The sequence below is a fragment of the Paracoccus tibetensis genome, assembly GCF_900102505.1.
In the GTDB taxonomy this organism is placed as follows: Bacteria; Pseudomonadota; Alphaproteobacteria; order Rhodobacterales; family Rhodobacteraceae; genus Paracoccus; species Paracoccus tibetensis.
Genome location: NZ_FMVT01000010.1, coordinates 49,872 through 71,100 on the forward strand (window position 1 = coordinate 49,872; position 21,229 = coordinate 71,100).

Here is a 21,229-nt window from a genome sequence, read left to right on the forward strand (position 1 = left end):
CCCCGCCTCAGCCCGGCAGGGTCACGATGACCGGGCCGCGGCGGGTGGCGACGACCGTGTGCTCGTATTGCACGACCGGCGCGACGGGCCGACTGTAGAGGGTCCAGTCGTCGCCGGGCCTGGTGTCCGCCCAGTTGCCGCCGCGCGACAGGAACGGCTCGACCGTCAGCACCAGCCCGTCATGGATGCGGCGCCGGTCGCCGGTGGTTGGCCAGGTCGGCACCTCCTCGGGGGCCTCGTGCAGCGCCCTGCCCGTGCCGTGGCTGGCGAGATTGCGGATCAGCGTATAGCCGCGCCCGGACGCGAAGGCGCCGATGGCGTTGCCGATGCCGGCCAGGGGCTTGCCGTGGCCGACCTCGGCGATGCCAACCTGCATCGCGCGGCGGCCGTCGCGGCAGAGCCGGCGCAGCGCCGGTCGCGCGGGCCCGAGGCAGAAGCTGGCGCCGGTATCCGCGACGTAACCGTCCTTCGAGGCCGAGACGTCGATGTTGACCAGATCGCCCGCCGCAAGCCGCCGCTCGCCGGGGATGCCATGCGCGATCTCTTCGTTGACGCTTATGCAGGTGGCGCCGGGAAAGCCGTAGGTGGATCGGGGCGCCGAGACTGCGCCCGCCTGCGCCAGAAGGCGCGCGCCGATCTCGTCCAGCTCGCGCGTGGTCATGCCCGGCCGGGCGGCGGCGGTCATGGCGTGAAGCGTGTTCGCGACGATGCGGCCGATCGCCTTCAGCCCGTCCAGCTCGTCCTCATGCGTGACCGTCATGGCATCTCCTTCGGGCAAAGCTCGGCACGCTACCGTGCTGCGACGGACGGGCTGTCGATGTCAATCCTGAGGGAGAGGGGGCCACGGGCGCCGAAGCGCGGGTGCGTGGCGGAATGCAACCTGGTGCCGCTGAAGGGACTCGAACCCCCGACCCCATCATTACGAATGACGTGCTCTACCAGCTGAGCTACAGCGGCGTCCAGGCTGTGGAGGGCGGATAGCACCTTCCGCCGAGGGGGGGAAGGGGGCGCGGGCAGATTTTTCACCTGCCCGCGCGTCGTTTGAGCCTCAGCGGCGGGGCTTGCCCTCGGTCCAGGCGGGCTCGTCCAGCGGCTCGACATCGGGGCGGACCATGCGCGGCTCGTCCAGCGGCGCGGGCGTCGGCCCGAGCGCCGGCTCGGGGCGGCCGGCACGCTCGAACCGGGGCACGTCCGCCGGCAGGACCGGGGCGGGCGCGGGTTCGGCATCGTCCGGCAGGCGCAGCTCGGGGACAGCGCCGGGCGCCTCGGTTTCCTCGGGCGCGGTTTCGGGGACCGGCGCCAGGATGGGGCTTGCCGCTGCTGGGGCCGCGGGTGCGGCGCCGCCATGCGCCGGAGCGGACGCCTGCGGAGTCGTCACCGTGTGCGAAGGCTCGGGGCCGTCGTCGTAGTCGGACTCGCGCGGGACCATGCCGGGCGCGACCCGCGGGGCGCGCGATGCAGCGGCGGGGCGGCCTTCTGGCGCCGCGGGACCGGGCGGGTGCGGCTGGACCGGCTCGGACAGGTCGGGGATCTCGCCCTGCCCGGCCGTGGGCGCGGGCTTGCTGTCGCGGCCGACCAGAAGCGGCAGCATCTCGGAGCCGGTCGAGGATGCGGCGGGGCGGGCCAGCTCGGTGTCGGGCTCGCGCCAGGTCAGGGTGTCGAAGCCGTTGCAGCTGTCGCAGACCGGCGCCCAGTTGTGCATCACGTTGTGGCACTTGTCGCAGACCCATTGCGGCCCGCGCGAGGCGCTCAGCGCCCGCGTCAGCCAGGCGCGCACGACCGCGTCGTCCGCGCCCTCGCCGCGTTCCACGGCCGCCATGATGGAGAGGGTTCGCACCGTCGGATGCCGCTCGGCCAGATCGCCAAGGGCGCGGCGGGCGCCGGGGAAGTCCTCGGCCGCCAGCAGCAGCTCGGCCTGCAGAAGGCGCGATTCCTCGTGGTCCCGGTTCGCGCTGATGAGGCGGTCGAACCGATTAAGGCGCGCGACCGGCGTCTCGTCCGGCACGATCTCGGCATAGGCGGCGGCGACATCGGGGTGCGGGCGCACGCTCCAGGTCTTCTCGAGGATGCGCGAAGCGTTGCGGAAGTCCTTCTGCGCGATGTAGCTGCGCGCCGCCAGAACGGCGGCCGGGATCAGGTCGGGCGAGGCCTTGGCGGCCGAGATGGCAGCCTCACGGGCGCTGATCGAGTTGCCCTTGGCCAGAACCTCGCTGGCCTCCTGCAGCGCCAGGACCGCGTCGCGGCGCAGGGCCACGTCCTTGGGCAGATCGCCCTGCGCCTTCTTGTCCTTGAGGGTCTTGCGGGCGCCCTTCCAGTCATGCTCGCGCGTCTGCAGGTCCAGAAGCGTGTCCTGCACCTCCTTGTGGCGGGGCTTGAGGGCATAGGCCTTCTGCGCCAGCAGCAGCGCCTTGTGGGTGTCGCCCTCGGCCAGCTTCTGGCGCATGAGGCCGCGCACGCCAACGAAGCGGGTGCGGTCGTCCGACAGCAGGTCACGGTAGACGGCGATGGCCTTCTGCCGGTCGCCCGCGGTCTCGTGCGCCTGCGCGGCCAGAAGGTTCGTCAGGTGCGGCTCGCTCAGGTATTTCGCGGCCTTGGCGGCCTTGTCCTGCGCCAGCTTGCCCTCGCCCGAGGCGACGGCCAGCATCCCCTCGGCGAAGGCGGCGTAGCCCTTCTTCTCGCGCGAGCGGGCGAAGTAGCGGTTGATGGCGGTCTCGTCCCCGGCCAAGAAGCGCAGGAAGGCGACCAGCAGGCCCAGCAGCTTGACGGTCAGCCAGGCCAGGATCACGAGGACCAGAAGGGCGACCACGGCCTTCACGGGCGTCAGGACGAACTCCATCCCGCCATATTCGATCCGCAGCATCTCGCCGGTTTCGGACAGCCATGTGGCGCCGAGAGCGAGGGCGAGGACGACCGCGAAGAAGAACAGGATTTTCAGCAGCGACAGAAGCATCGGGCGGTCCTCAATTCGATTGCGCCGACAGGTCGGACAGGGCCGCCTGCGCTGCGATGTAACCCTCGGCCCGCGTCAGCCAGTCGGCCATCGCGGGGGCGGCGCGGGCGGGTTCGGGCAGGGCGGCCAGCTCGTCAACGGCAGGAGCGACACGGCCGGCCTGGATCTCGGCATTGGCGCGCGAGAGGATGGCGTCGGGATCGTCCCCCTCGCGCGGGGCGACCGAGCGGGCGCCGGTCTGGGCGCGCAGGAAATTGGTGATGACGTTGCCGCCGCCCTGCGCGCTTTCGGTCTGGTACGAGGCGCGGAGCGCGGCGCGCGACGCCTCGGGGAAGCCGGTCTGAAGCTCGGCCAGGCTGGCGACCGGGGCGTTCAGCGCCTCGGGCGAGTCGACGCCGACGGCCTCTAGCCGCTGGCGCGCGTCCTCGGGCGTCACGCCTTCGTCCAGCGCCGCCTGAAGCGCGGCGATGGCGGCGACGGCCTCGGCGCGGCGGGTGCTTTCTGCGGCGGCGGCCTGCAGGGCATCAGCCTCGGCTTGGGCGGCGGCAAGGCGCTCTTCGGCCTCGGCGGCGGCCTGCTCGATCTGCTGCTGCGCGGCGGTGGTGGCCTCGGCGTCGAAGGCGGGACGGGCGGCCAGCTCCTCGATCTGCTGGGCCTGGGCGGCGAGCTGCTGGGTCAGCTGCTCGATCTGCGGCGAGAGATCGGGCTGCTCGGGGGCCTCGGCGCCTTCCAGCGCGGCCAGGCGCTGCGCCTGGTCTTCGAGCTGCTGGGCGATCTCGGGCGGAAGCTGCGCCTCGCCGGGCGCGGCCGGCTCGGGCGCGGGCCGGGCGGCGAGTTCGGCGGCGACAATGCTGCGGATCGCCTCTTCGTCCACGGGCGCGGCCTCGGGGGCGGCGGCCTCGGGCGCGGCGCCGCCGGCGGGCTGCCATTCGGGCGGAAGCTGCGGCAGGACGAGGATGGCCGCCGCGGCGCCGAGGCCGGCGGCGACGGCGCCGCCCAAGGCCAGCGGCAGGAAGCCGCCGCGGCGGGGCGTCTCGCGGCGCGCAGCCGGGGCCGTCGCGGGCGGCACTGCGGTCGAAGAAGGTTTCGGACGATCCGGGGCCGGTCCGGCGCTCGCAGCCTCCGGCTTGGCCGACGCCGACTTGGCCGCATCCGGTTTGGGCGCGGCCGCGGGCAGGCCGCCGCCCGCGCCCACCAGGGTCGATTCGATGGGCCTGATCTCGCCGGGCTGGCCGGCCTGGGCGGGCTTGCCGGCGCCGATCTCGGTGCTGGACAGCGTGCCGGGCGCGGCCGGAAGCGGCCGCGGCGTCGCGGATGTCTCGGGCGCGGCGGATGCCGCGTCCATCGCGGTATCCGTGCCGGAGGGGTTGTCGGTGTCGGGCTTGCGGCTCCGCGGCTTGGTCGGCTGTGGCTTGGTTGGCTTCGTCACGTCTGGTCCCCGTATCACGCCCGCAACGATATGCGGCAGCGCGGCTCGGCGCAGCCTAATGAGGGCCGGCCTGCTGCTCAACCCGCCCTTCTCAACTTCGTTCCGCTGCGGCAAGCCCGCGGATGGCCGCGACCATCCCCGCGGCCGAGGGTGCGGGGGCCAGCGCCCGCTGCGCCGCCGGGGCCGCGAAGGCGTCATCCGCCGCCGCGCTGATCGCGGCCAGCCACAGGGGCGCGCGGGCGGTCGCGACCGCCTCGGCAAGAAGCCGCGCGGAGCGAGGCGAGAAGACCGGCAGGATCACTGGCGCCGCGCCCGCGAGCAGCGCCTCGGCCTCGGCGCCGAGGGGCTGCGGCACCTGGTCGTAGACCACCATGCCCGGCACCGGCAGCGCGCGGGCCAGGTGCCGGCCATGCGGATGGATCAGCGGCACGGAGGCGGCCGCGATCAGCGGTAGGAGGCTGGCGGCGGTCCCCTGCCCCTCGGTCACGGAAAAGCCCGCCGCGCGGGCGGCCGCGCCGGTCTGGGCGCCGACGCAGATCGCCGGGCGGCCCCGCCCCGCGCCCGCCGCAGGGACCGCATGGGCCGAGGTAAAGACGAGGCCCGGCGCCTCGGCCAGCGCCTGCGCGTCATGGGCCACGGGCTCGATCCTGAGGATGGGCGCGATGACCGCGGGCCAGCCCGGCAGCAGCGCGGCGAAGCGGCGGGCGTCGGCCTCGGGGCGGGTCAGCAGCAGGGGCGGCGGCATTGGCTTATCCCTTCTCGGGTGCTAGGCGCTTCAGGCGTAAGGGCGGCGCAGGGACAGGGCAAGGATGGGCGAGCTGATCTTCCTCGGCATCGAGAGCAGCTGCGACGACACCGCCGCCGCCGTGGTGACGGCGGATCGGCGCATCCTGTCGAACGTGGTCAGCAGCCAGACGGCGCTGCACGAGGCCTTCGGCGGCGTCGTCCCCGAGATCGCCGCCCGCGCCCATGCCGAGCGGCTGGACCTTGTCGTGGAGCAGGCGCTGGCCGAGGCGGGGCTGGGCCTGCGCGATCTGGCGGGGGTGGCGGTGACGGCCGGGCCGGGGCTGATCGGCGGGGTCATGGCCGGGGTCATGTGCGCCAAGGGCATCGCGGCGGGGGCCGGGCTGCCGCTGGTGGGCGTCAACCACCTGGCCGGCCACGCGCTGACGCCGCGGCTGACGGATGGGGTCGAGTTTCCCTACCTGATGCTGCTCGTCTCGGGCGGGCATTGCCAGTTCCTGCTGGTCCGGGGACCGGAGGACTTCACGCGCCTCGGCGGCACGATCGACGACGCGCCGGGCGAGGCCTTCGACAAGCTGGCCAAGCTCCTGGCGCTGCCGCAGCCGGGCGGGCCGTCGGTCGAGGCGGCGGCGCGGGACGGGGATGCCGGGCGGATCGCCCTGCCGCGCCCGCTGCTGGACCGGCCGGGCTGCGACATGAGTTTCTCGGGGCTGAAGACCGCCGCCCTGCGCCAGCGCGATGCGCTGATCGCGGCGCAGGGGGGGCTGCGCGAGCGGGACCGGGCGGACCTGTGCGCGGCCTTTCAGACGGCCGTGGCCGAGGTGCTGGCCGAAAAGGCGCGGCGGGCGCTGGCGGCGCATCCGGTGCCGGTGCTGGCGGTGGCAGGCGGGGTCGCGGCCAACGCGCAGATCCGCGCGGCGCTGCAGGAGGTGGCGGCGCGGGCCGGCGCCCGCTTTCTCGCGCCGCCGCTGCGGCTCTGCACGGACAACGGCGCGATGATCGCCTGGGCGGGGATCGAGCGGTTCCGGGAGGGCGCGCGCGACGGGATGGACCTGGTCGCGCGGCCGCGCTGGCCGCTGGACCAAGGCGCCGCGCCGATGCTGGGCAGCGGCAAGAAGGGGGCGAAGGCATGATCGCGGTTCTGGGCGCAGGCGCCTTCGGCACGGCGCTCGCCGTGGCGCTGGCGGCGAAGGGCGATGTCACGCTCTGGGGCCGGCGCATCGACTGGCAGGGCGAGAACCCCCGCCTGCCAGGGGTCGCGGTCCCGGCGCCGGTGCGGGTGACCGAGGATCTGGACGCGGCGCTGGCCGCCGCCACGCTGCTGCTGGCGCTGCCCGCGCAGAAGCTGGGCGGTTTCCTGGCCGAGCACGGCGGGCGGATGGGCGGCAAGCGGCTGGTCAGCACTGCGAAGGGGATCGACCTCGGGACGCTGCGCGGGCCGTCCGCGCTGATCGCCGGGGCCGCGCCCAAGGCGGTGGTGGCGGTGCTGACCGGCCCCTCCTTCGCGGCCGACATCGCGCGGGGGCTGCCGACGGCGCTGACGCTGGCCTGCGCGGACCCCGAGGCGGGCGCGGCGCTGCAGGAGGCGCTGGCGACGCCGGTGCTGCGGCTTTACCGGACGACGGACGTGGTCGGGGCCGAGCTGGGCGGGGCGCTGAAGAACGTGATGGCCATCGCGGCGGGCGCGGTGATCGGCGCCGGCCTCGGCGACAGCGCGCGGGCGGCGATCATCACGCGCGGCTTTGCCGAGATGACCCGGCTCGCCGTGCATCTGGGGGCGCGGGGCGAGACGCTGACCGGGCTTTCGGGCCTCGGGGACCTGGTGCTGACCTGCTCCTCGGAGCAGTCGCGCAACTTCCGCTTCGGCCGGGCACTCGGCGCGGGCGAGGCCTTTGACACGGGCGTGACGGTCGAGGGGGCGGCGACGGCCGAGGCGCTGGCGCGGCTGGCCGCGGCCGAGGGACTGGACCTGCCGCTCGCCGCGATGGTCGCGCGGCTTGCGGGAGGCGCGATTTCCGTCGAGAAAGCCATGGAACATCTGCTGGCCCGCCCGCTGAAGGAGGAATGATGCCGCTTTTCGCCGTGATCTGCCGGGACAAGCCCGGCGCGCTGCAAACCCGCCTCGACACGCGCGATGCGCATCTGGCCTTTCTCAAGGCCTTCGAAGGGCTGCGCATGGCCGGCCCCCTGATCGAGGAGGGCGAGATGCGCGGCTCGCTGCTGGTGATCGAGGCCGGCAGCCTTCAGGAGGCGCGGGACTGGGCGGCGGGCGATCCCTACAAGGCGGCCGGGCTCTTCGCCTTCACCGACATCGTCGAGTGGAAGAAGGTGATCGGCTGATGGCCTACTGGCTCTTCAAGTCCGAGCCGGATGTCTTCGGATGGGACGACCTGGTCGCCAAGGGCGATGCGGGCGAGGAATGGGACGGTGTGCGCAACTACCAGGCGCGCAACAACATGCGGGCGATGAAGGTCGGCGATCTGGGCCTCTTCTACCACTCGAACATCGGCAAGGAGGCGGTCGGCATCTGCGAGGTCGCGGCCGAGGTTCATCCCGACAGCAGCACGGACGATCCGCGGTGGGAATGCGTGGACGTCAAGGCGGTGCGCCCGCTCCGGCAGCCGGTGACGCTGGAGACGGTCAAGGCCGAGCCGCGGCTGGCGAAGATGGCGCTGGTCACGTCGATGCGGCTGTCGGTGCAGCCGGTGACCGAGGAGGAATGGGCCGTGATGATGGAGCTGGCCGGCGAGAGCGCCTGAGGGCAGGCGCAGGCGATACGCCATGAAAAAGGGGCCCCGGCGCTGCGGCCGAGGCCCCCTCCCCCCAAGTCGCACCCCACGCGCGCCCCTGACGGATTCGGCTTCGGCCTTCTGGCCCGATTTCCTGCACCCTACGCCGCCGCCCGTGTCCGGGCAAGCGCGCGATGCGCGGCATTTTCCGCAAATAGCCTTCATCTTGCAGGTGCGGCAGGCTAGGGTCGCGCCCGAACGGCACCCATCGGAGGTCACATGAACCAGCGCCTGCACCTCGTCTTCGGCGGCGAGCTTGTCGATCCGCAAAGCACCCAGTTCCGCGACACCAGCCAGATCCACATGGTCGGCATCTATCCCAACTACGCCAGCGCCTTCGCCGCCTGGAAGGCCGAGGCGCAGCGGACCGTGGACAGCGCCCATACCCGCTACTTCATCGCGCACCTGCACCGCTTGCGCGACGAGGAGCGCGAGGTCAGCCCGACCGAGGAACTGGGCGGCTGAGGCCATGTCCGGCGCGGGACTGGGCCAGCTGGGCCTGTGGCTGCACCTGCGCGGTCGGCGGGGGGGCGGCGCCGCCCTGCCCGCGATCCCGGCCGGCAGCGGCCCGGCGCTGATCCTGCATGTCGCGCCCGAGGCCGCCGGCGCCGAGGCGCAGGTCACGCGGCGGCTGATGAAGCTGCGCCCCGACCTGCGGCTGATCCGCCTGGCGACGGCCGAGGGCGCGGACGCGGCCGAGGACCCGGACCTCGTCGCGCGGCTTCTCGACGAGGGCAAACCCCGGGCGCTGCTGCTGCTCGGCTCGGCCCTGCCGGCGGCGCTGATCGCGGGGGCCGAGGAACGCGGCCTGCCCGTCGTGCTGGCCGAGGCGCGGCTGGATGCCGGCGGCGGAACCCTCGGGCTGAGCCTGGGGCTGGAGTCGCGGATGCGCCGGCAGCTGATCCAGCGCATGTCGGCGGTGCTGGTCACCGACCAGGCCAGCGAGGCCGCCGCGCGCCGCATGGGCGTGGCGCCCGCGCGGCTTGCCATGCCCGGCCCCGTCACCGACATCCGTGAGCCGCTGCGCTGCGCCGAGGCTGAGCGCGCCGCCATGGCCGCGATGCTGGACGGTCGCCACGCCTGGTTCGCCGCCGCCCTGCCCGAGGCCGAGGAGGACGCGGTGCTCGCCGCCCACGAGGCCGCGCTGCGCCGCTCGCACCGGGCGCTGCTGATCCTCGCCCCGCGAGATGTGGGCCGCGTCGACGCGCTGGCCGCGCGGATCGAGGCCAGCGGCATGGCGACCGCCCGCCGCACCGAGGACGAGGACCCGACGGACGAGGTGCAGGTCTACCTGACCGACGGGGTGACCGAGCTGGGCCTGTGGTACCGCCTCGCGCCGGTCAGCTTCATGGGCGGCACGCTCAGCGGCGACGACGCCGCCGCGCGCCACCCGTTCGAGCCTGCCGCGCTCGGCTCGGCCATCGTCCACGGGCCCGAAACCGGGCGCCACGCGACGGAATGGCAGCAGCTGGACCGCGCGCAGGCCGCCCGCCATGTCGGCGCGGCCGAGGAGCTGGCGCTGGCGGTGGCCGAGCTGACCTCGCCCGAGCTGATCGCCGGCCTCGCCCACAACGCCTGGCGCGTCAGCACCGGCGGCGCCGGCGTCGCCATGCGCATCGCCGATGCCGCGCTGGAGGCGCTGGCGCGCGATGCCGCGCCGACGCGGAGCCGCGCATGATCCGCCGCGCCCCCGCCTTCTGGTTCCGCCGCCCCCCCAGCCTGCGCGCACGGCTGCTGGCACCCCTTGGGGCGGCCTATGCCCGCGCCACGGCGCGGCGGCTGGCCGGCGGGCCGCGCGCGCGCCTGGCCGTGCCGGTGATCTGCGTCGGCAACCTGAACGCGGGCGGGACGGGCAAGACGCCGACGGTGATCCATCTGCAGATGGCGCTGGCCGCGCGCGGGGTGGCGGCGCATGTCGTCTCGCGCGGCTATGGCGGGACGGCGACGGGGCCGCTGCGCGTCGACGAGCGGACGCATGAGGCGGCCGAGACGGGGGACGAGCCGCTGCTGATGGCCGCCTTCGGGCCGGTCTGGGTGGCGAAGGACCGGCTGGCCGGGGCGCGGGCGGCGGCCGAGGCCGGGGCGCAGGCGATCATCCTCGACGACGGCTTCCAGGACCCGGCGCTGGCGCATGACCTGTCGCTGGTCGTGGTGGACGCGGCCAAGGGCTTCGGCAACGGGCTCTGCCTGCCGGCCGGGCCGCTGCGCGAGCCGGTGGCGGTCGGGCTGGCCCGCGCCGACCTGCTGCTGTCCATCGGCCCCGAGGCGGCGCAGGCGGCCTTTGCCCCGCCGCCGGGCGCGCCGCCGCACCTGCGGGCCGAGCTGCGGCCCTTGCAGATGGGATTCGACTGGCGCGGGCACCGGGCGCTGGCCTTCGCGGGCATCGGGCATCCCGAGAAGTTCTTCGCCACGCTCCGCGCCCTTGGCGCCGATCTGGTCCGGGCCGAGGCGCTGGAGGATCACCAGCCCTTCACCCCCGCCCTGCTGACCCGGCTCGAGACCGAGGCGCGGATGACCCGCGCCCAGCTGGTCACGACGGAAAAGGACGCCGCCCGCCTGCCCCGCGCCTTCCGGCGCAAGGTCATGGCCCTGCCGGTGCGGCTGCATCTGGCCGACCCCGCCCCGCTGGAGGCGGCGCTGGACCGGCTGTTTCCCAAGGGCGTTTGAAATCGCCGCGCTGGTGCCGATATAGGGGCGGACCACGTCCCGGAAAGGAATTGCGATGTCCACCACGGCCCGGCAAAGGCTCTGCTTCTACCTTCTGGTGCTGCTGACCTTCTATGCGGGGTTCGCGGGCTGATGGCGCGCGGCCTCTGGGACAGCATCCTCGGCAACAACCTGCCGCAGGGCCGGCCCGCGCCGCCGCCGGTGCCGCGCCATCCGCACGAGGGGCGGCCGAAATGGATCACCGTCGCGGCCTTCCCGATGGTGCTGGGGGCGTTCTTCCAGGGCGCCACGGGCATGGTGACGGACCTCGCGGCCTTCGGCCTCATCGCCAGCGGCATGTGGATGACGCGCGAGGGGCTGATCGCGCAGGCCGCCTATGAGGCACGTCGCGTCGCCAAGCGGCCGGCGATCCCGAGGAAGCTCTTCGGAGGCGTCATGGCGGGCGGCGGCCTCGGGCTCGCGGTCGCGGCGCCGGGGATGATGCCCGACGCGGCGCTGGTCGGCGCGGCGGGGCTGGCGCTGCATGTGCTGGCCTTCGGGACCGATCCGATGCGCGACAAGGGCGCGGCCGGGGTGGACGAGTTCCAGCAGGGCCGCGCGCAGCGGATGATCGAGGAGGCCGAGGGCTATCTGCGCCAGACCACGGACGCCATCGCCCGCGCCGGGGACCGGCGGCTGGAGGCGCGGGTCGAGCTGTTCGCCGCCGCCGTGCATCACCTTTTCGACCGGCTGCGGGAAAACCCGGGCGGGCTGTCCTCGGCCCGGCGCTATCTGGGCGTGTACCTGATGGGCGTGCGCGATGCGACGGTGCGTTTCGCGGACCTCTATGCGCGCACGCAGGACCAGGCGGTGCGGGCGCAGTATCTGGCGTTCCTGGACGAGCTGGAGCGGGACTTCCTCGCCCGCGCCGACAAGCTGGCCGAGGGCGACCGGGCGGCGCTGGACATCGAGATGTCGGTCCTGCGCGAGCGGCTGGCCCGCGAGGGGCTGACCGGGGCTGCGACCGCGCTTGCCCCCGAAGACCGGCCGCAGCTGCAGAGCCACGAGGCGCAGACGCTGGACCAGCTGCTCGCCATGCCCTTCCCCGGCCAGAAGGTGCCGCGCGAGTAATGCCGCGCTACGCCCTGAAGATCGAATATGACGGCGGCCCCTTCGCCGGCTGGCAGGCGCAGGCCGACCAGCCCTCGGTGCAGGGCGCGCTGGAGGCCGCGCTGGCGCGGCTGGATGCGGGCTTCGCCGCCGGGGCACGGGTGGCGGCGGCGGGGCGGACCGATGCGGGCGTTCATGCGACGGGGCAGGTCGCGCATGCCGATCTGGAGAAGGACTGGGACCCGTTCCGCCTCTCCGAGGCGCTGAACTGGCACCTGAAGCCCGCACCTGTGGCCGTGCTCGCGGCGGCTCAGGTTCCGCAAGATTTCCACGCGCGGTTCTCGGCCACGGGGCGGCGCTACACGTTCCGCCTGATCTCGCGGCGGGCGCCGGTGACGCATGAGCGGGGGCGGGTCTGGCAGGTGCTGCAACCCTTGGACCTCGAGGCGATACGGGCGGGGGCGGCGCATCTGGTCGGACTTCACGACTTCACCACCTTCCGCTCGACCATGTGCCAAGCCAAGAGCCCGGTGAAGTCGCTCGACGAGATCAGGATCGAGGCGCTGGAGGTCCCGCACGGCATGGAATACCGCTTCCACCTGAGCGCGCGGTCCTTCCTGCACAATCAGGTCCGCAGCATCGTCGGCACGCTCGAGCGGGTGGGCGCCGGCGCCTGGCCGCCCGCGCGCGTGGCCGAGGCGCTCGCGGCCCGCAGCCGCGCCGCCTGCGGCCCGGTCTGCCCGCCGCAGGGGCTCTACCTGACCGAGGCGGTCTATCCGAGCGACCCGTTCGGGGATTAGCGGCCGCGGCGGCGGGGCTTCTCGTCCCGCCAGAGCACGATTCGCAGCGTCCGCCACATGATCCACATGTCCAGCGCGAAGGTCCGGTTGCGCTGGTAGATGAGGTCGATCTTCAGCTTCGTCGGCAGGCAGCGGCGGGCATAGGCGGCCTCGGTCGCGCGGGCGCTCTTGCAGCGGGCGAGGATGCGGTCCTCGTGCTGGTGGTAGATCAGCGTGGCAAGGCCGGTGACGCCGGGGCGGCTCTTGAGCACCTGGGCGTAGACGGCCGGATAGCGCTCGACATATTCGCGGATCGTGGGGCGCGGGCCGACGAAGCTCATGTCGCCGCGCAGGATGTTGAAGAGCTGCGGCAGCTCGTCGATGCGCGTGCGGCGCAGGAACTTGCCAACCGGTGTGATGCGCCAGGATTTGTGTCCGCCCGTCACGCCGCTGTCATCCTTCTGGTGCAGCATGGTGCGGAACTTGAGGTGCATGAAGGGCTGGTTCGGACCCCGCATCCGCGGAGCGGCGTAGAGGATCGGCCGACCCTGCAGCACCAGGAGCAGCAGCGCGACCGCCGTCATCACGACCGAGAGCGGCACCAGGAGGACGAGGGCGAGGACGATGTCGAAGACCCGCTTGGAGGCGGGCATCGGGTTGACGCCCGGCGCGGCGGCACCCTCGATGAACCAGGCCATGCGCGGCGCGGTCAGCGCCCCGAGGCGCGCGCCGTCCGACTTGTCCCAGTCATGGTGGATCGTCACGTCGCCATCCGCTTCTGTCTGATCGAGTAAACTTTGCGGTAGCACAGGCCCGGCGCAATGGGAACTGCCGGAGGGTCAATGTCAGCGATACCTTGCGCAGCCATGGCACATCGGCCACTCTGAGCCCCGCCGCGCGACCCGGCCGACGGGCCGGTCGCTCAATCGGAGGATGAACCGCTCGGATGCGCAAGTTCCTGGTCCTGCTGGACGACAGCCGCGAATGCCTGAACGCCATGCGCTTCGCCGCCATGCGCGCGTCGAATTCCGGCGGCGGCGTGGTGATCCTGGCGGTCATCTCGGGCGAGGACATCCAGCACGGCTTCGGGGTGGCCGAGGTCATGCGCGCCGAGGCCCGCGAGCGGATCGAGGCGCATTTCGAGGTCTTCGCCAAGTGGATGCGCTCGCGCCCCAAGGTCGAGCCGGAGCTGGTCATCCGCGAGGGCGACCCGGCCGAGCAGCTGCTGGCGCAGATCGAGGAGGATGGCGAGATCGGCATCGTCGTGCTGGGCCTCAGCAGCGAGAGCGGCGCGCAGAACCCGCTTCTGACGCGGATGCTGCGCGATCCGGCCTCGCTGCCCTGCCCGATCACCATCGTGCCCGGCTCGCTCTCGAAGGAGCGGCTGGAGGCGATTACCTGAGGGCTGCTGCGGCTTGCGGGACGGCTTCGCGCCCGCACCGCGTCGCCCCGCGCGGCTTGACCCAGGGCGGGGCCGGGGCCATATCGAGGCCAAAGGAGTTCCGCCATGTTCATCCAGACCGAGACCACGCCCAATCCCGCGACTCTGAAGTTCCTGCCCGGCGAGAACGTGCTGGGCAGCGGCACGGCCGACTTCACCTCGGCCGAGGAGGGCGCAGCCTCGCCGCTCGCCCGGCGCATCTTCGCCGTCGAGGGCGTCTCGGCCGTGTTCCTGGGCCGCAACTTCGTCACCGTGACCAAGGCCGACGGGGCGGTCTGGGACCACCTGAAGCCCTCGGTCCTGGGCGCGATCATGGAGCATTACCAGTCCGGCGCTCCGGCGCTGGAGGGGGCCGAGCCGGACAGCTCGGGCCACGCCGCCCATGACGGGCCGGATGCCGAGGTGGTCGGGCAGATCAAGGAGTTGCTGGACACGCGCGTGCGGCCGGCAGTGGCGCAGGACGGCGGCGACATCACCTTCCACGGCTTCGACCGCGGCATTGTCTACCTGCACATGCAGGGCGCCTGCGCGGGCTGCCCCTCCTCGACGCTGACGTTGAAGATGGGGATCGAGAACCTCTTGCGGCACTACATCCCGGAAGTGATCGAGGTCCGGCCTGTTGCCTGACCGGATCGTCCTGGGCTTCGACACATCGGCCGCGCATTGCGCGGCCGCTTTGCTGCGCGGGGAGGCGATCCTGGCCGAACGCGTCGAGCCGATGGCCAAGGGCCAGGCCGAGCGGCTGATGCCGATGATCGAGACGCTGCTGGCCGAGGCGGGGTTGGGCTATGCCGATCTGGGCGCGATCGGCGTCGGCGTCGGGCCCGGCAATTTCACCGGCATCCGGGTGGCGGTCGCGGCGGCGCGCGGACTTGCACTGGCGCTCGGCGTTCCGGCGGTGGGCGTGAGCGCGACCGAGGCGGCGGCCTTCGGGCTGCCGCGCCCCTGCCGCGTGGCGCTGGAGGGGCGCGGCGGCGCGCTGATCTGGGAGGATTTTCCAGTCTGCGAGCGGGGCGGCCCGGACGAGGCCAGCCGGGGGAGCCGTCCGCAGCAGGCTGCGGACGGCGTGCTGCCGCCCGGCCCCGCGCCGGCTGCGCCGGCGGTTCCGCTGGCGGTGGCCGTGGCGCGCATCGCCGCCGCGCGCGCGCATCTGCCGGACCTGCCCCGCCCCGCCCCGCTCTACCTGCGGCCGGCCGATGCGGCCCCGCCGCGCGAGGCGGCGCCCCTGATCCTGCCGTGACGGCGGACCCGGCCGCACTGGCGGCCCTGCACGCGCGCTGCTTCACCGACCGGCCGCGCCCATGGTCGGCCGCCGCGTTCGCCGACCTGCTGCGCACGCGCGGCGCCTTCCTGCTGGAAACACAATCGGGCTTCCTGCTGGGCCGCGCCATCGCCGGCGAGGCGGAGCTGCTGACCCTGGCGGTCGCGCCGGAGGCCCGCAGGCGCGGCATCGGCGCGGCGCTGGCCCGGGACTTCGCCGCGCGCGCAAACCTTCTGGACGCCGAGACGGCCTTCCTCGAGGTCGCCGCGGACAATCTTGCGGCGCAGGCGCTTTATGCCAAGGCGGGCTGGCAGGAGGCGGGACGGCGGCGCAACTACTACGGCCCGGACAGCGACGCGCTTGTGATGCGACTGCCGCTGCGTCGCCGGCAAGAAGGCAGTTGACCGGCCCAGACCGATGCGCCCTAATCGCAGCCATCGGCCGGGCGCATTGAATCGCCCGCAGAAAAACACATGGTGAGGTCCTTCATGTCCCTGACGAGAACGCTTCTGGCGGGCGCCGCCCTGACGGCCTTCGGTGCCGGCGCGGCGCTGGCCGATCCGGCCCTGATCTACGACCTTGGCGGCAAGTTCGACAAATCCTTCAACGAGGCCGGCTACATGGGCGCGCAGCGTTGGACGGAGGAGACCGGCGGCACCTATCGCGAGCTGGAGATGCAGTCCGAGGCGCAGCGCGAGCAGGCCCTGCGCCGGCTGGCCGAGAGCGGCTCGAACCCGATCGTCATGGTGGGCTTCGCCTTCGGCGACGTGCTGAACAGCGTCGCGGCCGACTACCCCGACACGCGCTTTGCCATCATCGACATGGTGGTCGAGCAGCCGAACGTGCAGTCGATCGTCTTCACCGAGGAAGAGGGCAGCTACCTCGCCGGGGTGATGGCTGGGATGGCCTCGGAATCGGGCACGGCGGGCTTCATCGGCGGCATGGAAATCCCGCTGATCCAGAAGTTCCAGTGCGGCTTCGCCCAGGGCTTCAAGGCGGCGCAGCCCGAGGGCACGGTGCTGGTCAACTACACCGGCAACACGCCGGCCGCCTGGAACGACCCGGTGCGCGGGGGCGAGCTGGCCCGCGCGCAGATCTCGCAGGGCGCGGACGTGATCTACGCGGCCGCGGGCGGCACCGGCATCGGCGTGCTGCAGGCGGCGGCCGACGAGAACATCCTGTCGATCGGCGTGGACAGCAACCAGAACCACCTCCATCCGGGCCAGGTGCTGACCTCGATGGTCAAGCGCGTGGACAATGCCGTCTACGAGGCCTTCAGCGCCGGCACCGAGCTTGAGCCGGGCGTGCGGGTGATGAACCTCGAGGCTGGCGGCGTCGACGTGGCCATCGACGAGGCCAATGCCGAGCTGGTCACCGACGAGATGCAGGCCGCCGTGGACGAGGCGCGCGCCGGCATCGTCTCGGGCGAGATCCAAGTCCACGACTTCATGACCGACAACAGCTGCCCGGCCTCCTGATGAGGGCCACGGGCCAGGCGACAGGGGGGCGGCCGGATGCGGCCGCCCCCGCTGCCATCGAGCTGCGTGGCATCTCGAAGGCGTTCGGCGCGGTGCAGGCGAACCGCAACATCGACCTGCGCGTGCCGCGCGGCACCATCCACGGCATCATCGGCGAGAACGGCGCGGGCAAGTCCACGCTGATGTCGATCCTCTACGGCTTCTACAAGCCCGATGCAGGCGAGATCCTGGTCGGCGGCAAGCCCGTCACGATCCCCGACAGCCAGGCCGCGATCCGCGCCGGCATCGGCATGGTCTTCCAGCATTTCAAGCTGGTGCAGAATTTCACGGTGCTCGAGAACATCATCCTCGGGGCCGAAGATGGCGGGCTGCTCCGGCCGTCCCTGTCCAAGGCGCGGGGCGTGCTGAAGAAGCTGGCCGCCGAATACCAGCTGAACGTCGATCCCGACGCCACCATCGACGAGCTGTCGGTCGGCCACCAGCAGCGGGTGGAAATCCTCAAGGCCCTGTATCGGCAGGCCGACATCCTGATCCTCGACGAGCCGACGGGCGTTCTGACCCCGGCCGAGGCGGATCACCTGTTCCGCATCCTCGAAGGGCTGCGGGACGAGGGGAAGACGATCATCCTCATCACGCACAAGCTGCGCGAGATCATGGAGATCACGGACAATGTCTCGGTCATGCGGCGGGGCGAGATGGTCGCGTCCGTGCAGACCTCGCAGACCAGCCCCGAGGAGCTGGCCGAGCTGATGGTCGGCCGCAAGGTGCTGCTGAACGTCGAGAAGGCGCCGGCGCGGCCTCAGGCCCCGGTGCTGGAGGTGCGCGACCTGACGATGGTCGACGACGAGGGCGTGGAGCGCCTGCGCGGCATCAGCCTGAACATCCGCGCGGGCGAGATCCTAGGGATCGCCGGGGTCAGCGGCAACGGGCAGACGCAGCTTCTGGAGATCCTCGGCGGCTATCCCGAGAAGGGCGCGCGCGTCACCGGCGAGGTGCGGATGAACGGCCGGCCCCTGCCCCTGACCGGACGCGGCTGCGATTCCGGCCAGCGGCGGCGCGAGGGCGTCGGCCACATCCCCGAGGACCGGCAGGTCGAGGGGCTGATCATGGACTTCAAGGCCTGGGAGAACGTCGCCTTCGGCTGGCAGGACGCGCCCGAGTTCCAGCGCGGCCTCTTGATGGACAACGACGCCATCCGCCGCGACGCGCAGGCCAAGATGGAGCGCTTCGACGTCCGCCCCCGCGACTGCCACCTGGCGGCGCGCAACTTCTCGGGCGGGAACCAGCAGAAGATCGTGGTGGCGCGCGAAATCGAGCGGAACCCGGACCTGCTGCTGATCGGCCAGCCCACGCGGGGCGTCGACATCGGCGCCATCGAGTTCATCCACAAGCAGATCGTCGCCCTGCGCGATGCAGGCAAGGCGATCCTGCTGGTCTCGGTCGAGCTGGACGAGATCCTGTCGCTGGCCGACCGCATCGCGGTGATGTTCGACGGCCGCATCATGGGCGAGCGGCTGCCGTCGGAGACGACGACCGGCGAGCTGGGCCTGCTGATGGCCGGCGTCACCGACACCACCAACATCCCGGAAAGCGCCGGCATCCCGCCGGGACAGGCGCATGTGGAAGAACTGCCGGAAGGGTCCGCCTGATGGAGAAGATGCCGAAATGGGCGGATGTCATCCTGACGCCGCTGATCTCGCTTGTGCTGGCGATGGCGATCTCGGCGCTGGTGATCCTGGCGATCGGTGAGAGCCCCCTCGAGGCGCTGTCGGTGATGGTCGAGGGGGCACTCGGCTCGTCCTATGGCTGGGGCTTCACGCTTTACTACGCGACCAATTTCATCTTCACCGGGCTGGCGGTGGCCGTCGCCTATCATGCCAGCCTCTTCAACATCGGCGGCGAGGGGCAGGCGGCGATGGGCGGCCTTGGCGTCGCGCTGGCGCTGCTGTACCTGCCGCTGCCGCATTGGGGGCTGGCGCTGCCGGTCGCGATGCTCGCCGCCGCCCTCTTCGGCGCGGCTTGGGCCTTCATCCCCGCGATCCTTCAGGCCAAGCGCGGCAGCCATATCGTGATCACCACGATCATGTTCAACTTCATCGCCGCCGCCGCGCTGAACTACATCCTCGTCAGCCTGCTGCGCCCCGTGGGCAGCATGGACCCCGCCTCGGCCCGCTTTCCGGCCGAGACGAACCTGCCGAGCCTGTCCGAGATCCTCGCCTCGGTCGGCATCCTCTGGGGGCGCAACACGCCGGCGAACGTCACCTTCCTCGTGGCGGTGCTGGCCTGCATCCTCGTCTGGCTGCTGATCTGGCGCACGCGCCTCGGCTTCGAGATCCGCGCCCTCGGCCGGTCCGAGCGCGGCGCGATCTATGCCGGGATCAGCCCGGTCAGGATCACGGTGATCGCCATGCTCATCTCGGGCGGGCTGGCCGGCATGATGGCGATCAACAACGTCATGGGCGAGGCCGGCCGGCTGGTCCTGAACGCGGTCGAGGGCGCGGGCTTCATCGGCATCGCCGTCGCGCTGATGGGCCGCAACCACCCCTTCGGCATCTTCCTGGCGGCGCTGCTCTTCGGGTTCCTCTACCAGGGTGGGGGCGAGCTGGCGCTCTGGACCTCGATCCCGCGCGAGCTGATCGTCGTGATCCAGGCGCTGGTGATCCTGTTTACCGGGGCGCTGGACAACATGGTGCGGATGCCGCTCGAGCGGCTGTTCCTGGCGGCCCGCCGCAGCCGCGGAGGCGCGTGATGAAGCTGAGGGAATGGCTGACGGCGATCATCGTCCTGGCGATCTGCCTGACTTGGGTCGCTGCGGATTACGCGGCGGCAATGCAGGGGATCAACAGCGCCCTGCGGCTGATGCCGCCGCTGCTGCTGGCCTGCCTCGCGGGCCTCTATTCCGAACGCGCGGGCGTCTTCGACATCGGGCTCGAGGGCAAGATGCTGATGTCGGCCTTCACCGCCGCCTCGGTCGCCTTCCTGACCGGCAATGCCTGGCTGGGGCTGATCGCGGGGATCGGCGGGGCGATGGTGCTGTCGCTGGTCCACGGCCTCGCCTCGATCACCTTCCGCGGCAACCAGCTGATCTCGGGCGTGGCGATCAACTTCCTGGCGGCGGGCCTCACGGTGCTGATCGGGCAGAACGCCTTCGCGCTTGGCGGGCGCACGCCGCCGCTGGTCGGCGAGGCGCGCTTCCAGGCGATCACCCTGCCCTTCGCCGGCGCGCTGCGCGACGTGCCGGTGATCGGCCCGCTCTACTCGGTGCTGCTGTCGGGCCATTCGGCGCTCGTCTACGTCGCGCTGCTGGCCGTGCCGATCACCTGGTGGGTGCTGTTCCGCACCCGCTTCGGCCTGCGCCTGCGCGCGGTGGGCGAGAACCCGGCCTCGGTCGACACGGCGGGCGTCTCGGTGACCCGGCTGCGCTACACGGCCGTCGCGATCTGCGGGCTGCTGACCGGGATCGCGGGCGCCTATCTCGCGACGGGCCTCTCGGCAGGCTTCGTCAAGGACATGACCGCCGGGCGCGGCTTCATTGCGCTGGCCGCGCTGATCTTCGCGCGCTGGCAACCCTGGCAGGCGCTGGTCGCGACGTTCCTCTTCGCGCTGCTCGAGGCGGTCGCGATCCTCTATCCCAACCTGACCGTCGGCGCGATCACCATCCCCTCGGCCTTCATGAACGCGCTGCCCTACATCCTGACCGTCATCATCCTCGCGGGCTTCGTCGGCCGCGCCATCCCGCCACGCGCGGGCGGAGAGCCTTATGTCAAAGAGCGCTGAACTCGCCGGCCTGATCCGCGCCCGGACCGGGGATGCCGCGCCCGAGTTTGGGCTGATCCTCGGCTCGGGCCTCGGCCATCTGGCGGCCCAGGTCGAGGGAACGACCATCCCCTATTCCGACCTGCCGGGCTTCCCGCATGCCGGCGTCTCGGGCCATGTCCCGCAACTGGTGATCGGCGAGCTCGAGGGGCGACGGGTGGCGGTCCTGGGTGGGCGCGCCCATTACTACGAGACCGGCCGCGCCGACGCCATGCGCCTGCCGCTGGAGGTTTTGGAGGCTCTGGGCTGCCGGCGCCTGATCCTGACCAACGCGGCGGGCTCGCTGCGCCAGGACATCCCGCCGGGCGCGCTGATGCTGCTCAGCGACCACATCGCCTTTGCCGGCACCAACCCCCTGATTGGCGAGCAGGACGAGCGGCGCTTCGTGCCCATGACCGAGGCCCATGACGCCGGCCTGCGCGCGGGTCTTTCTGCGGCGGCGGCGGCCGAGGGGATCGAGCTGCCGGAAGGGGTCTATTGCTGGTTCTCGGGCCCCAGCTTCGAGACCCCGGCCGAGATCCGCGCCGCGCGGGTGCTCGGCGCCGACGCGGTGGGCATGTCGACGGTTCCTGAGATCATCCTGGCGCGCTTCCTCGGCCTGCGCTGCGCGGCGATCTCGGTGATGACGAACATGGGCGCTGGCCTCTCGACCGAGTCCATCAGCCACGAGCACACCAAGGCCATGGCCCCTCTCGGCGCCGCAAAGCTGGAGACGATCCTGCGACGCTTCCTGCGCGACGGCGGGGCGTGAGGCATCTGCTGCTTTCCGCAGCCTGCTGTGGAAAG

General features: G+C 72.4%; 23 protein-coding genes and 1 tRNA gene. 18 read left to right on the top strand and 6 right to left on the bottom strand.

Annotated elements, in window-relative coordinates; all coding sequences use genetic code 11:
* Window positions 1–7 precede the first annotated feature (7 nt).
* From map to BLP73_RS14250, 5 genes are all read right to left on the bottom strand, one after another.
* Entirely contained in the window at window positions 8–760 is a 753-nt protein-coding gene (map, locus tag BLP73_RS14230; protein WP_090746002.1) for a type I methionyl aminopeptidase, read from the bottom strand.
* A 121-nt stretch (window positions 761–881) separates the two neighbouring features.
* Window positions 882–957 (bottom strand) — tRNA-Thr (locus BLP73_RS14235).
* 91 nt (window positions 958–1,048) lie between these two features.
* The gene (locus BLP73_RS14240) at window positions 1,049–2,950 is read right to left on the bottom strand and encodes a heme biosynthesis protein HemY (protein WP_090746005.1); all 1,902 of its coding nucleotides are present in this window, start codon (window positions 2,948–2,950) and stop codon (window positions 1,049–1,051) included.
* A 10-nt stretch (window positions 2,951–2,960) separates the two neighbouring features.
* Entirely contained in the window at window positions 2,961–4,379 is a 1,419-nt protein-coding gene (locus BLP73_RS19450) for a COG4223 family protein (protein WP_175453372.1), read from the bottom strand.
* A 91-nt stretch (window positions 4,380–4,470) separates the two neighbouring features.
* Entirely contained in the window at window positions 4,471–5,124 is a 654-nt protein-coding gene (locus BLP73_RS14250; RefSeq protein ID WP_090746010.1) for a uroporphyrinogen-III synthase, read from the bottom strand.
* Window positions 5,125–5,188: 64 nt separating this feature from the next.
* On the opposite strand from BLP73_RS14250, the gene tsaD reads away from it, so the two are divergent.
* The 9 genes from tsaD (at window position 5,189) to truA (ending at window position 12,468) form a co-directional block, all read left to right on the top strand.
* Window positions 5,189–6,256 carry a tRNA (adenosine(37)-N6)-threonylcarbamoyltransferase complex transferase subunit TsaD gene (tsaD, locus tag BLP73_RS14255; RefSeq protein ID WP_090746013.1) on the top strand — a complete coding sequence of 356 codons (1,068 nt, stop codon included), beginning with the start codon at window positions 5,189–5,191 and terminating at the stop codon, window positions 6,254–6,256.
* A complete protein-coding gene (locus BLP73_RS14260) occupies window positions 6,253–7,191 on the top strand; it encodes an NAD(P)H-dependent glycerol-3-phosphate dehydrogenase (protein ID WP_090746016.1) in 939 nt (312 codons plus the stop codon). Before tsaD ends, BLP73_RS14260 begins: the two co-directional genes overlap by 4 nt.
* Window positions 7,188–7,463 (top strand): YciI family protein, encoded by a 276-nt coding sequence (locus tag BLP73_RS14265; RefSeq protein ID WP_090746019.1) that lies wholly within the window; start codon window positions 7,188–7,190, stop codon window positions 7,461–7,463. Before BLP73_RS14260 ends, BLP73_RS14265 begins: the two co-directional genes overlap by 4 nt.
* Complete coding sequence (locus BLP73_RS14270) at window positions 7,463–7,882, top strand: EVE domain-containing protein (RefSeq protein WP_090746022.1); 420 nt, start codon at window positions 7,463–7,465, stop codon at window positions 7,880–7,882. The genes BLP73_RS14265 and BLP73_RS14270 overlap by 1 nt, the downstream gene beginning before the upstream one ends.
* A gap of 249 nt (window positions 7,883–8,131) precedes the next feature.
* Window positions 8,132–8,377 (top strand): DUF4170 domain-containing protein, encoded by a 246-nt coding sequence (locus BLP73_RS14275; RefSeq protein ID WP_090746025.1) that lies wholly within the window; start codon window positions 8,132–8,134, stop codon window positions 8,375–8,377.
* 4 nt (window positions 8,378–8,381) lie between these two features.
* Window positions 8,382–9,590 carry a 3-deoxy-D-manno-octulosonic acid transferase gene (locus tag BLP73_RS14280; protein ID WP_090746028.1) on the top strand — a complete coding sequence of 403 codons (1,209 nt, stop codon included), beginning with the start codon at window positions 8,382–8,384 and terminating at the stop codon, window positions 9,588–9,590.
* Window positions 9,587–10,579, top strand: coding sequence for a tetraacyldisaccharide 4'-kinase (gene lpxK / locus BLP73_RS14285; RefSeq protein WP_090746031.1), 993 nt, complete (start codon window positions 9,587–9,589; stop codon window positions 10,577–10,579). The genes BLP73_RS14280 and lpxK overlap by 4 nt, the downstream gene beginning before the upstream one ends.
* Before the next feature lie 132 nt (window positions 10,580–10,711).
* Entirely contained in the window at window positions 10,712–11,689 is a 978-nt protein-coding gene (locus tag BLP73_RS14290; RefSeq protein ID WP_090746034.1) for a 5-bromo-4-chloroindolyl phosphate hydrolysis family protein, read from the top strand.
* Window positions 11,689–12,468: a tRNA pseudouridine(38-40) synthase TruA gene (gene truA / locus BLP73_RS14295; RefSeq protein WP_090746037.1), complete on the top strand. Its 780-nt coding sequence runs from the start codon at window positions 11,689–11,691 to the stop codon at window positions 12,466–12,468. The genes BLP73_RS14290 and truA overlap by 1 nt, the downstream gene beginning before the upstream one ends.
* Here truA and BLP73_RS14300 read toward each other — a convergent pair.
* Window positions 12,465–13,211, bottom strand: a complete 747-nt coding sequence (locus BLP73_RS14300; RefSeq protein WP_090746040.1) for a sugar transferase — start codon at window positions 13,209–13,211, stop codon at window positions 12,465–12,467. The two genes, truA and BLP73_RS14300, sit on opposite strands and share 4 nt — an antisense overlap.
* A 182-nt stretch (window positions 13,212–13,393) precedes the next feature.
* Here BLP73_RS14300 and BLP73_RS14305 point away from each other — a divergent pair, with 182 nt between their 5' ends.
* From BLP73_RS14305 to BLP73_RS14345, 9 genes are all read left to right on the top strand, one after another.
* Window positions 13,394–13,849: a universal stress protein gene (locus BLP73_RS14305; RefSeq protein ID WP_090746043.1), complete on the top strand. Its 456-nt coding sequence runs from the start codon at window positions 13,394–13,396 to the stop codon at window positions 13,847–13,849.
* A gap of 105 nt (window positions 13,850–13,954) precedes the next feature.
* Window positions 13,955–14,515: a NifU family protein gene (locus BLP73_RS14310; protein WP_090746046.1), complete on the top strand. Its 561-nt coding sequence runs from the start codon at window positions 13,955–13,957 to the stop codon at window positions 14,513–14,515.
* A complete protein-coding gene (gene tsaB, locus BLP73_RS14315; protein ID WP_090746049.1) occupies window positions 14,508–15,128 on the top strand; it encodes a tRNA (adenosine(37)-N6)-threonylcarbamoyltransferase complex dimerization subunit type 1 TsaB in 621 nt (206 codons plus the stop codon). The genes BLP73_RS14310 and tsaB overlap by 8 nt, the downstream gene beginning before the upstream one ends.
* Window positions 15,125–15,553: a GNAT family N-acetyltransferase gene (locus BLP73_RS14320; protein ID WP_090746052.1), complete on the top strand. Its 429-nt coding sequence runs from the start codon at window positions 15,125–15,127 to the stop codon at window positions 15,551–15,553. Before tsaB ends, BLP73_RS14320 begins: the two co-directional genes overlap by 4 nt.
* An 84-nt stretch (window positions 15,554–15,637) precedes the next feature.
* Window positions 15,638–16,627 (top strand): BMP family lipoprotein, encoded by a 990-nt coding sequence (locus BLP73_RS14325; RefSeq protein WP_090746055.1) that lies wholly within the window; start codon window positions 15,638–15,640, stop codon window positions 16,625–16,627.
* Window positions 16,627–18,276: an ABC transporter ATP-binding protein gene (locus BLP73_RS14330; RefSeq protein WP_090746058.1), complete on the top strand. Its 1,650-nt coding sequence runs from the start codon at window positions 16,627–16,629 to the stop codon at window positions 18,274–18,276. Before BLP73_RS14325 ends, BLP73_RS14330 begins: the two co-directional genes overlap by 1 nt.
* Window positions 18,276–19,376: an ABC transporter permease gene (locus tag BLP73_RS14335; RefSeq protein ID WP_090746061.1), complete on the top strand. Its 1,101-nt coding sequence runs from the start codon at window positions 18,276–18,278 to the stop codon at window positions 19,374–19,376. Before BLP73_RS14330 ends, BLP73_RS14335 begins: the two co-directional genes overlap by 1 nt.
* An 80-nt stretch (window positions 19,377–19,456) precedes the next feature.
* Entirely contained in the window at window positions 19,457–20,404 is a 948-nt protein-coding gene (locus BLP73_RS14340; protein WP_175453376.1) for an ABC transporter permease, read from the top strand.
* A complete protein-coding gene (locus BLP73_RS14345) occupies window positions 20,388–21,194 on the top strand; it encodes a purine-nucleoside phosphorylase (RefSeq protein ID WP_090746067.1) in 807 nt (268 codons plus the stop codon). Before BLP73_RS14340 ends, BLP73_RS14345 begins: the two co-directional genes overlap by 17 nt.
* Window positions 21,195–21,229 lie beyond the last annotated feature (35 nt).